Source organism: Microvirga aerophila (genome assembly GCF_003332305.1).
In the GTDB taxonomy this organism is placed as follows: domain Bacteria; phylum Pseudomonadota; class Alphaproteobacteria; order Rhizobiales; family Beijerinckiaceae; genus Microvirga; species Microvirga aerophila.
On record NZ_QOIO01000028.1, the window covers coordinates 1 to 10,770 of the forward strand.

Below are 10,770 nucleotides of genomic sequence, written 5' to 3' on the forward strand. Positions count from 1 at the left end.
GTGGTGGACCTGCGCAACATCTACCGCGCCAGCGACATGCAGCGCAGAGGCTTCACCTATATCAGCGTCGGACGGCCCTGATCTTTCGCGGGGATCGGTTCACGCCGGCTCCTCGCGTCCCATATTCCCGAGCAGCTAAGATTCATTTGGAGCGGCCCATGCAGACCTTCTTCGTCGAGATCAAATGCAAGCTCGGCAGAACCTACGAGGTGGCGAGCACGCTTGCCGACCGGGAGATCGCGTCGGAGATCTATTCGACGGCGGGCAATTACGACATCCTGGCCAAGTTCCACGTGAACGACGACATCGACATCGGCCACTTCATCGCCCAGAACGTGCAGTCCATCTCGGACATCGCTGATACCCGCACGATCATCACCTTCAAGGCGTTCTGATATTCACTGCGTCATGGCCGCACTTGTTGCGGGCATCCACGTCTTCCTGCAATGGCGGCCTCCAATACGTGGATGCCCGGGACTTGCCCGGGCATGACGTGGGAGGTACGCGAGGATGAGGGCCGGTCCGGCCAGCAGCAGGGAAGGCTCTGCTCGATCACTGCACCGATGCGGTGGCTTCGATAGCGCGGCTCGCCATGCCGTTGATCTCGGCGATATAGGGGCCGATATCGTCGTAGCGGTCCAGGCGTCGCACGATCTTCGAGTCGATCTTGTTGTAGAGCTCCGCGACGCTGACGGCCCGACGCTTGCGGCCCTTGCCTTCCATGAACAGGCCAGCATTCGCCCTGGCGGCCTTCGGGAAGAGCTTCGTGGCGCTCATGTTCGGGTTCTGGTCGAGAATCTCCAGGAAGCGCACGGCCGCCTTCGCGCCGAGGAAGTGGGCGATATAGAGCTCGGCCTCGGCCAGCTCGCGCTCGCCTTGCGCCTGCAACGAGCGCTCCACGTCCTTGATCAGCTCGCCGGCCATGAGTGCGGAGAAGTACGGATCGGTCCGCAGGCTCATGATCCACTCGCGGTCCTTGGCGCTGGGTACGGTCACCTCGCCGTCGACGATCTTGATGGCTTGCGCAGCCGCCCCGAAGCCGTAATCCGCCGCGTGGACATGGACGGTCTCGAGCCAAGTGCTGTCGATGAACTGGAACAGACCCTGAGCCGAGGATGTGGGAGCCTTGGCCTCCGGCGACAGGCTGGATTCCACATCCGCCAGGGTCATCATGTAAACCGGGTCGACCCCGGTCACGTGAGCGGCCTTGAGGATGGAATGCACGAGCCAACGCGGAACGTTGCGGCCGCTGAACGGGATCAGCTCATCCGGATCGCCGGCGGTCTCGACCCCGTAGGCCTCGGGCTCAGGCTTGGGCTGGGGTTTGGTGAACGAGAAGGCCCCCTCGATAATGGCCCGGAAGAGCCCGGGGTCCTTGCCCAGAGCCGGAGAGTAGCTCGCGGTGGTGACGGCCGGAGCCGTCTTGACCACCGGGGCGATCGCGAAAGGCCTCGCGGTCAGAGCGCTCGGCAAGGTGGCCACCGCGGCGGGCCCCGCTGTCATGCCCTGGAAACCCACCATCAGGCCACAGGCCAGGACGACACGAAGCGCTTGGCCGTATCGGCGGCTCTTGGACGCGCGCCTGACAGGTTCAGGCACCGCGCACAGGAGTGTCCTCGCAGTCACTACCATTACTTGTTCCCGCTTGATCCTGACCTGACGGTTGGATCATTCCCTTGTGTCTTCTGGGACAAGAGTTGACGGGAAGTTGTGTCGAGAATCGGACAGCTTGGCCATAAGAGGCGAATTTTTAGGGTTAGGTTAACTCTATCCCCAGAAAGTTCCGCGGATTTCTGGCCTAAATCCAACGAATTTTCCCAAAATTAAGAAGACGACTGTGCGACAAGCTGCGCATTCGTCCGCTCCAGGCGCTGCGCCAATTCACGCATCACCGCCAGGGACATCTGTGGAAATTGGGCCAGGAGCTCGAGAAAGACCCGCTTATCGATTCGCAAGGCGGTGGTCGGCTCCGCGGCCGTGATCGTTGCCGACCGAGGCGTATCCGACAGGATGCCCATCTCGCCCACCAAGGCGTTGTCCCCCAGCTCCGCCACCTGGATTTCACCGTTCGGCGTGTTGAGAAGCACGCTCGCCCGCCCGTCGAGGATCACGTAGGCTGCGTCGGAGGCGTCTCCCTGCGCGAAGAAACGTTGCCCATGCGCGAACTGCACCCGCTCGCTGGTGAAAGCGAGAAGCTTCAGCCGGGCCGGGTCGATATCCCGGAACATCGGCACCTGCCGCAAGGATTGCACCTCGGCCTCAAGGGTCATGCGACCTCTCCTTCTATTGTTTGGGAAGCTTCCGGCTCAGGCTGTTCCCCCTTGGGGGTTGGCCCAGCGGATCTTTCCGTGGAAATCTGTCCGTCCCGGAATCGCATCTGGAAATCGAAGGACCCGGCCTGCCGGTCGTTGGGGAGCACCATGAACAGGCTCTGCTCGTCGAAGAGCTCGAGCAGCAGCTCGGTCATCTGCAGATTGCGGGCCTCGTCGAAGGGCGCAAGCGCTCCGTCGACCACCATGATGTCTGGGCGTTTCACGAGGCAGCGCACCAGGTTGATGCTGGTCCGCTCCTGCGGCGTGAGAAGGCGGCCGGCCGTTCCGACCTGATGGTCGAGGCCAACGCATTTGATGTCCTGGAGGAGCCCAAGTTCACGCACAACCGTCGAAATTGCCTCCGAGACCCGCACCCGTGCATTGGCCACCCGGTAGCTGACCCGGCCGAACAGGAGATTGTCCCGCAAGGGGGCGGCCGAGCAGATGGCTTCGGGATCGTAGAACTCGACGCCGGCGATGTCCGCCATCTCGATCGTCTTTCTGACGTGGGAACGCGCCTCCACGAGGCGCTCCTTCAGGGCATCATCCAAGAGACCCAGGCGGTGTCGGGATTCCACATAGGCGAGAGGCAGGGACAGGAGCCGCGTCTGGTCCTCCCTGGTCAAGCCCGCAGCATCCTGGCTTGCCTGGCGCCGCAGGATGGCTTCGAATTCCGGCAATTCCTCCGCGCCCACGAAAGAGAACTGCTCGAACAGGGAATGCCCCGGCGGCAGGCCCTGGAAGATTTCCGTCATGGTCTCGGCGATCTGCAGGCCCATGCGGACGAGATCGTCGGTCAATCCGGCCTTGTCGATGGCGCTGCGGAATTCCGTGTTGTCGGCCAGGTTCCGTCCCGTGAACTCGGGTGAGGTCGGCACCCCGAAGAGGAGGTTCTCGGCAATGGTCGCCTGATCGTTGTAGCGCTCGGCATCGAACGGCTCTACGAGATCGGCCATTCCGTTGGCCTGGAAGGTCTCGCGCAGGCGCCTGCGGGCCTCGACCAGACGCTCGGCGAGCTCGGGATGCCTTTCCGGGTTGATCCAGCCCGCGAGGCCGAACATGTAGATCTCGTTTCCCATGCCGATGCGGTCGAGCAGGTCGACGAGGATCCGGTCGAGATCCTGCTCGTCCTTTGCGCCGACCCGCTCGTAGTCGATCCACTGGTCGGTGATGCTCTCGACAGGATTGCCGGTGCGGATCGCCTCGGCGATCCGGCGCTCGGCCTCGCGCTTGTCCCCCTCGCTCATCCCCAGGGGCTTGAGGCGCAGGCCATAGACGAGGTTGTCCCGGATGCTGCCTGGAAACAGGATAGGATCGATCCCCGCATAGGCGATCCGGCGTCCGGCCACGGATGGGGGAAGCTGCATCAGGTCGCGCTCGCCGATGCGGATCTGCCCTCCGAATTCCGGCATCCGGCGTGCGATGATCCGCGCCATGATGCTGGCCGCCGGACTGCCGCCGCCGATGAGCGCCACGCTGGCGGGCAGCTCCAGGCTGAAGGACGCGTTGTCGATGATCATCCCGCCATGGGAGTCGCTGACCCTGATCTCCTCGGCCGCCATGAGGCCCGTCAGCGGCTCGTCGGCCTCTTCCGCCTTGCGGGCCTCGATTAACGCCTGCGGCCCCAGGCGGTCTTCCGAGAAGTGCTGGGTGACCTGGTCATATTTGACCTGAACGTCGAGGCGCTGCTGGTCCCAGTCGATCAGCTCCTTCAAGGGCGGAGGCAGCTCGCGATAGGCGCTGATGACGGCAACGAGCTGGCCGATGTCGAGGGTTCCGCGAAGGGCGAAATAACCGCCGATGGCGTAGAAGAAGAACGGCGTGAGCTGGGACAGGAAATTGTTGAGGAATTTGACGACGAATTTCCGATTGTAGATTTTGACCCGTATGTCGAACAACGTGTACAGCCGCTGGCCGATTTCGGCCCGCTCCCAGCCATACGCATTGTGCACATGCACCACCTCGATCCCGTCGAGAACCTCGGCGACGCGCCCTGCGAGCTCTCGGGAGGCCAGCTGCCGCTCCCGCCCCAAGCGAAGCAGCTCGCGGCGCAGGCGCGGGATGATGATGAGCTGGATGCCGACGACCCCGAGCGCCAGCAGGCCGAGCCACATATTCTGCACCACGATGAAGAACAGGGCCGTCATGGCCTGAAGGCTTAAGAAAACCGGCGTGATGAAGGCGTCCCCGATGAAGCCGCCGATCGGCTCCACCTCGTCCTTGATGATCGTCGCCGTCTCGGAGGACTTGACGGTGCGTAGCGCGCTCGGCGTAAAGCGCAGCACCATGTTGAACAGGTCGAAACGCAGCCGCCGCAGCATCCGCTCGCCCAGGATGCCCTTGGCGACGTTGACCCAGTACTTGAATCCGCCGTTGATGATGACGAAGAGCAGGAACAGGCACGAGAGCCCGAAGAGGAGGCCGACGCGGCTGAGCTGGAAGCCTTCAAAGATCTGGATCGACTGGCCGCCCAGCCATTCGGGCAGCGTGAAACCCAGATGCAGGAAGGGTGCCGTCGTATTTCCGTCGCGGAAGGCCTCGCCCTGAATGGCTTGGTTGACGATCTGACGGGGAAGGTCGAGCGAGAGAAAATAAAAGGGCTGGGAAGCGACAACGACCGCGCAGACGATCAGTTGGTCGCGCTTGGAGTGTTTCCAGATATAGCGAAAGAGGCTTTTATCCATTGGGCGAACGATATCATCTCCAAACCGTGAAGCGATACCTCTTTCCGTTTTGAAAAGACGCCATAGCTTGTTCTTGAGGACCATTGCAACGGTAGTACTTATTGTCCTAACGTCAACTGCTACGCTTTCAATCAATGGCGCCGAAGGGACGGGCCTGGCTCACGGATATGAAGATGGCTTCCATCCAAACGACGGCTCCGTCGGGACGCGGCTCGGGGCCGAGGGTCCTGATCTACAGCCACGACACCTTTGGCCTCGGGCATCTGCGCCGGTCCAGGGCGATCGCGAACGCTATCGTCGAAGAGCAGCCCGGCGCGTCCGTGGTCATCATCTCGGGCTCGCCGGTCATCGGTAACTTCGAATTCGAGAGCGGCGTCGACTACATCCGCATTCCCGGTGTGACCAAGCTGCCGGATGGGGATTACCGCTGCCTCAACCTCAATATGAATCTCGATGAGGCGGTTGGCCTTCGCCAGTCCCTCATTCTGCAGGCAGCCAAGTCGTTTCAGCCCGACGTCTTCATCGTCGACAAGGAGCCCACGGGCTTCCGGGGCGAGGTCATGTCGGCCCTCGACTATCTCCAGGGGGTCGGCTGCCGTCTCGTGCTCGGCATCCGCGACGTGATGGACGAACCTGCCCTGCTGGTTCCTGAATGGGACCGCAAGGAGGCCAAGCAGGCGCTGATCCGCTACTACGACGAAATCTGGGTCTACGGCCTCAAGGAGATCTATGAGCCGCTGGCGGCGCTGCACCTGCCGCCCGAAGCGGAGAGCCGGATCACCTATACGGGATATCTGCGCCGGGAGGTGCCCCCGACCCGATCCCTCACCCGATACCCGAAAATCACCAAGCAGCCCTTCATCCTGGTGACCACGGGCGGCGGGGGGGACGGCGAAGACCTCATCGACTGGGTCATCTCGGCCTATGAAACCGATCCGGACATCGAGATGCCGGCCTTGGTGCTGTTCGGCCCCTTCATCGACCGGGACAAGCGCCGCTCCTTCGTGGAGCGCATCACCAAGCAGCCGAAACTCGACGTCCTGTCTTTCGACAACAAGATCGAGCACCTCATGCAGAAGGCCGACGCCATCGTGGCCATGGGCGGCTACAACACCTTCTGCGAGGCCTTGTCCTTCGACAAGCGCACCTTGATCGTGCCGCGCACCCGGCCCCGGCTGGAACAGTACATCCGGGCCGTCGAGGCGGAACGGCTCGGTCTCGTGCGCATGCTGAGCGACTACCGGGAGCCGCGCACGCCGGAGCGGATGGCCGAGGCCCTGCGGGGCCTCTCGGCGCAGCCGCGCCCGTCCGAAGTGGTGGTGCCGGGCCTTCTCGACGGGCTTGACCGGGTGCAGGAGCGGCTTAAGGCTTTGACCGAGCCCGCCATTCCATTTGCGCCTGCGTTTCATCAGGCGGCCGAGTAACGCCAAGGATGCTGCCTTCGCCAACTGCCCGACGCATCGCCGTCGTCGTAAAGGGCTATCCACGCCTTTCCGAGACGTTCATAGCCCAGGAAATCCTTGCCCTCGAGCAGCGCGGCCTCGGCCTCGAAATCTGGTCCCTGCGGCACCCGACCGAAAAGGCGGTGCATCCCATGAACCGGCAGATCAAGGGGCGCGCGACCTACCTGCCCGAATATCTCTATGAGGAGCCCCTGCGCGTCCTGCGCGGGGCGCTCTGGAGCCTGCGGCGGAATGGTTTCGGGCTTGCCATGAATGCCTTCTGGGCCGATCTGCGGCGCGACCGGACCGCCAACCGAATCCGGCGGCTCGGACAGGCTTTCGTCATGGCTCGGGAACTCCCGGCCGATGTGGGGCACCTTCACGTCCATTACCTGCACACGCCGGCTTCCGTCGTGCGCTATGCGGCCCTGCTCACGGGGCGCACCTGGACCTACTCGGCCCACGCCAAGGACATCTGGACAACGCCCGACTGGGAAAAGCGCGAGAAACTGGCCGAGGCCCTATGGGGCGTCACCTGCACGGCTCAAGGGGCCGAGCACCTGCAGGCCCTGAGCCCGAGCCCTGAGCGGGTCTCCCTGGTGTATCACGGGCTCGACCTCTCCCGCTTTCCAGCCCCGCCCGAAAGCCGTCCGGTCCGGGACGGCTCCGACCCGGCCGATCCGGTGCGCATCGTGTCGGTCGGGCGCGCGGTATCGAAGAAGGGACTCGGCGACCTGCTGCAGGCTCTCGCGGCCCTGCCGCCGGATCTCCACTGGCGCTTCGCCCACGTGGGCGGCGGCGATCTGTTGAACAGCCTGAAGGCGCAGGCGCAAGCGACAGGCATCGCGGATAAGGTGGCGTTCCTCGGACCCAAGACCCAGCCGGACATCATCGCGCTTCTGCGCGAGGCCGACCTCTTCGTCCTGCCGTCCAAGAAGGCCGTGTCAGGAGACCGGGACGGACTGCCTAATGTCCTCATGGAGGCCGCAAGCCAGAAGCTCGCCATCGTGGCCACCGACTTCGCGGGCATTCCCGAGTTCATTCGGCATCAGGCGGACGGGGAACTGGTTCCACCAGGAGACTGGGAGGCGCTTTCGAACGCTATCAACCTTCTCGCCCGCGAACCCAAGAGGCGCGAGGCGCTCGGCGAATCCGCCTTCGAGCGCCTGCGGCGCGACTTCTCCATGGAAGGCGGCATCGACGATCTGGAGGGGCGGTTCAGACGGCTGATCGACACGGGAGCGAGGGATCAGGTGGCCGCGTGAGTGACCTGAGACCGGTTGCGTTCTATGCGCCTTTGAAGAGTCCCGATCACCCCTCCCCGTCGGGCGACCGCACCATGGCGCGACTGCTGATGAAGGCCCTCGCCAAGGCCGGATACGGGCCCATGCTGGCCAGCGAACTGCGCACCCTCGACAAAGCTGGCGATCCTGCCGCGCAGGAGCGACTGAAGCGGGAATCCCAGGACATCGCCTCGCGTCTCATTGCGCATTATCGCGCCTTGCCGGAACAGAGCCGTCCCGGGCTTTGGTTCACCTACCACGTCTATTACAAGGCTCCCGATTGGATCGGCCCCCGCGTGGCCGATGCCCTGGGCATCCCTTACGTGATTGCCGAGGGTTCGCGGGCGGCAAAGCGTGCCGGCGGTCGTTGGGCCCTTGCCCATGAGGGAGCCGAAGCCGCCCTCGACCGCGCCGACTCGATCTTCGTCATGACCGCCCAGGATCGGGAAGCGCTGGAGCTAGCTCAGGCGCCGGGACAGATTCTCGCCGATCTGCCGCCTTTTCTCGATGTGGAGGAATGGCGCTTGGACGAGCGCTTGGTCGACGCTCCCGGCGGAGACGGGCCGCGTCTTCTCACGGTCGCCATGATGCGCCAAGGCGACAAGCTCGCCTCCTACCGGATTCTCGCCGCATCCCTGGAGCGCGTGCGGCATCTGCCGTGGGTGCTCGACATCGTTGGCGACGGGGACGCGCGGGAGGAGGTTTCGCGGCTGTTCGCGCCCTTCGGCGGGCGCATCCAGTTCCACGGACAGGTCGAGAACCGAACTGAACTGCGAATGATCTACGAGTGCGCCGATCTTTTCGTCTGGCCCGCCGTTAACGAGGCCTACGGCATGGTGCTGCTGGAGGCTCAGCTTTTCGGCTGCCCGGTGGTGGCAGGGTCCTATGGGGGCGTCGCTAGCGTGGTCAAGCAGCACGAGACAGGACTGCTCTGCCAGGCCGGCGACTCGGCAGCCTTCGCCGAGGCTGTGAGCGCGCTTCTGACTAATCCCGATAGGCGTAACCAGTTCGGCACCGCCGCACGAGACTTTGTGACGAGAGAGAGGGATCTCGACCGCGCAGCGTTCCGGCTGCACACTGTGCTGGCTCCTCTTCTCGCCGCTGCCGGAGAATGAGATTGCGCGTCCTGATCGCCGTCACGCATCTTCTTGGAGCCGGTCATCTGACCCGGGCGGCGGCCCTTGCGCGCGCCTTCGCGCTGGCCGGACACAAAGCGACGCTCGTGTCGGGGGGGCGGCCGGGTCCCCTCGGAGATTGCGAGCGCGCCAAGTTCGTTCAACTCCCGTCCGTGCACATTGTCGGGACCGACTTCAAGACGCTTCTGAACGAAGCGGAAGAGCCTGTCGAGGAGGCTCATCTCGCCGAACGACGCGCGCTTCTTCTCGATCAACTCCGGATAACTCGTCCCGACGTGCTCATCACCGAACTCTTTCCGTTCGGACGGCGTGTTCTAGCCGATGAGTTCACGGCGCTTCTCCATGAGGCCCGCCGCATGCGCCCGCGGCCGCTCATCCTGTCGTCGATCCGCGACATCCTGGTTGCGCCCACGAGGCAGGATCGCATTCGCGAGGCGCACGACCGGCTCGCCCGCTGTTACGACGCGGTTCTCGTCCATGGTGATCCGCAGCTCATTCCCCTCGGAGCGTCGTGGCCTCTCGATGAGGAGACCAAGTCTCTCCTCCGCTACACCGGCTATGTGGATGAGGACCCTGCGCCTTTGGACCGCCATCCCCGAACCGGAATCGTGGTGTCCGGCGGCTCGAGCGCGGCCAGCCTGCCGCTCTACCGCGCGGCTCTCGAGGCCGCGCGCGGGATCTCGGACAGGTCCTGGCGCATCCTTGTTGGACGGGGAATCGGCGAGGCCGATTTTCGTTCGCTTCAGACGGACGCGCCCGCTCATGCGACCGTGGAGCGCGCAAGGACCGACTTCCGGGCCCTCCTGGCGCGGGCTGAGGTTTCGGTCAGCCAAGCCGGCTACAACACGGTCGTGGATGTTCTTCGCGCCGGCGTGAGGCCGGTGCTCGTGCCTTTCGAGGCTGGAAACGAGACCGAGCAGCGCCTGCGCGCCGAGACCCTGAAAGCTCTCGATCTTGCCGAAATTGTCTCGGAGGCGGATCTATCGCCCGAGCGCCTTATCGCGGCGATCGCACAGGCTCTTTCGCGAGCACCTACCGGGACGCCCCCGGTTTCCCTCGATGGCGCCCGCGGAAGCGTCGCCATCACGGAGCGCCTTTTGCGGAAGACGTCGGCGCTCCATCGCGCCATTGACTGGTCGCGGCTCGATGAAGCGCTCGCGCGCGCGGAAGATCGAGGTTGCCCCATCGGCTTCTGGTGGCGGGACGACGACGCGGTGGCCCATACGCCCAAGCTCGACCGCCTTTTGAATCTCGCCGACCGCTACGAGGTCGGCATCGGTCTTGCGGCAATCCCCGAGGCCGTTCAGCAATCCCTCGCCGATCGTCTGCAGGGACACGAGACCGCATACGCGCTCGTGCACGGCTGGAGCCACGCCAACCATGCGCCCCTCGACGAAAAGAAGGCGGAGTTCGGCACTCATCGTCCGGTCGCCACCATGGAGATCGAAGCCGCCGACGGGTTGCAAAAGGCCCGCGCCTGTCTCGGCGAGAGGCTCCTGCCGGTCTTCGTTCCGCCCTGGAACCGGATCGCGCCTGAGCTCCTGCCCCTCCTGCCGGGCCTCGGCTATCAGGCGGTGTCGACTTTCAGGGACCGGGACCGTCATCGCAATGTCAACGATCTCGTCCAGATCAACACCCATCTGGATCCTATCGACTGGCACGGAACGCGCAGCGTCGCGGATTCCAATGCTCTGGTGGCTCAGCTTGCGGGCGCCGTCGAGCGGCGGATCGACGGCGCGGCGGATCCGGATGAGCCGATCGGGCTTTTAACCCATCATCTCGTTCACGACGAACCCATCTGGTTCTTCTGTGAGCAGATGCTGGACCATCTGTTGCGACGAAAGGTTCGTTTCTTGCAGATTCCTCGGTTATTCCGTAACAAATCCCGGATCATGGTCGAGCTATGATGCGTT

General features: G+C 64.0%; 8 protein-coding genes. 5 read left to right on the top strand and 3 right to left on the bottom strand.

Features of this window, described 5'->3' with window-relative positions:
• The first annotated feature begins 158 nt into the window (after positions 1-158).
• Positions 159-395, top strand: coding sequence for an Lrp/AsnC ligand binding domain-containing protein (locus tag DRB19_RS16115; RefSeq protein ID WP_114187059.1), 237 nt, complete (start codon positions 159-161; stop codon positions 393-395).
• A 157-nt stretch (positions 396-552) separates the two neighbouring features.
• Here the strand turns inward: DRB19_RS16115 and DRB19_RS16120 are convergent, their stop codons facing one another.
• The 3 genes from DRB19_RS16120 to DRB19_RS16130 all read right to left on the bottom strand — a co-directional run bounded on the left by DRB19_RS16120 (position 553) and on the right by DRB19_RS16130 (position 4,996).
• Entirely contained in the window at positions 553-1,632 is a 1,080-nt protein-coding gene (locus DRB19_RS16120) for a transglycosylase SLT domain-containing protein (RefSeq protein ID WP_114187060.1), read from the bottom strand.
• Between the two features lie 191 nt (positions 1,633-1,823).
• Positions 1,824-2,270 carry a Crp/Fnr family transcriptional regulator gene (locus tag DRB19_RS16125; RefSeq protein ID WP_114187061.1) on the bottom strand — a complete coding sequence of 149 codons (447 nt, stop codon included), beginning with the start codon at positions 2,268-2,270 and terminating at the stop codon, positions 1,824-1,826.
• Complete coding sequence (locus DRB19_RS16130; RefSeq protein ID WP_114187062.1) at positions 2,267-4,996, bottom strand: ABC transporter transmembrane domain-containing protein; 2,730 nt, start codon at positions 4,994-4,996, stop codon at positions 2,267-2,269. Before DRB19_RS16130 ends, DRB19_RS16125 begins: the two co-directional genes overlap by 4 nt.
• 173 nt (positions 4,997-5,169) lie before the next feature.
• On the opposite strand from DRB19_RS16130, the gene DRB19_RS16135 reads away from it, so the two are divergent.
• The 4 genes from DRB19_RS16135 to DRB19_RS16150 are packed head-to-tail and all read left to right on the top strand — an operon-like array spanning position 5,170 to position 10,764.
• On the top strand, positions 5,170-6,420 hold the full coding sequence (locus tag DRB19_RS16135; RefSeq protein ID WP_174799953.1) for a glycosyltransferase family protein: 1,251 nt from the start codon (positions 5,170-5,172) through the stop codon (positions 6,418-6,420).
• A gap of 8 nt (positions 6,421-6,428) precedes the next feature.
• Positions 6,429-7,703 (top strand): glycosyltransferase family 4 protein, encoded by a 1,275-nt coding sequence (locus tag DRB19_RS16140; protein ID WP_114187063.1) that lies wholly within the window; start codon positions 6,429-6,431, stop codon positions 7,701-7,703.
• The gene (locus DRB19_RS16145) at positions 7,700-8,836 is read left to right on the top strand and encodes a glycosyltransferase family 4 protein (RefSeq protein WP_245439569.1); all 1,137 of its coding nucleotides are present in this window, start codon (positions 7,700-7,702) and stop codon (positions 8,834-8,836) included. Before DRB19_RS16140 ends, DRB19_RS16145 begins: the two co-directional genes overlap by 4 nt.
• A complete protein-coding gene (locus DRB19_RS16150; protein WP_114187064.1) occupies positions 8,833-10,764 on the top strand; it encodes a glycosyltransferase in 1,932 nt (643 codons plus the stop codon). Before DRB19_RS16145 ends, DRB19_RS16150 begins: the two co-directional genes overlap by 4 nt.
• Positions 10,765-10,770 lie beyond the last annotated feature (6 nt).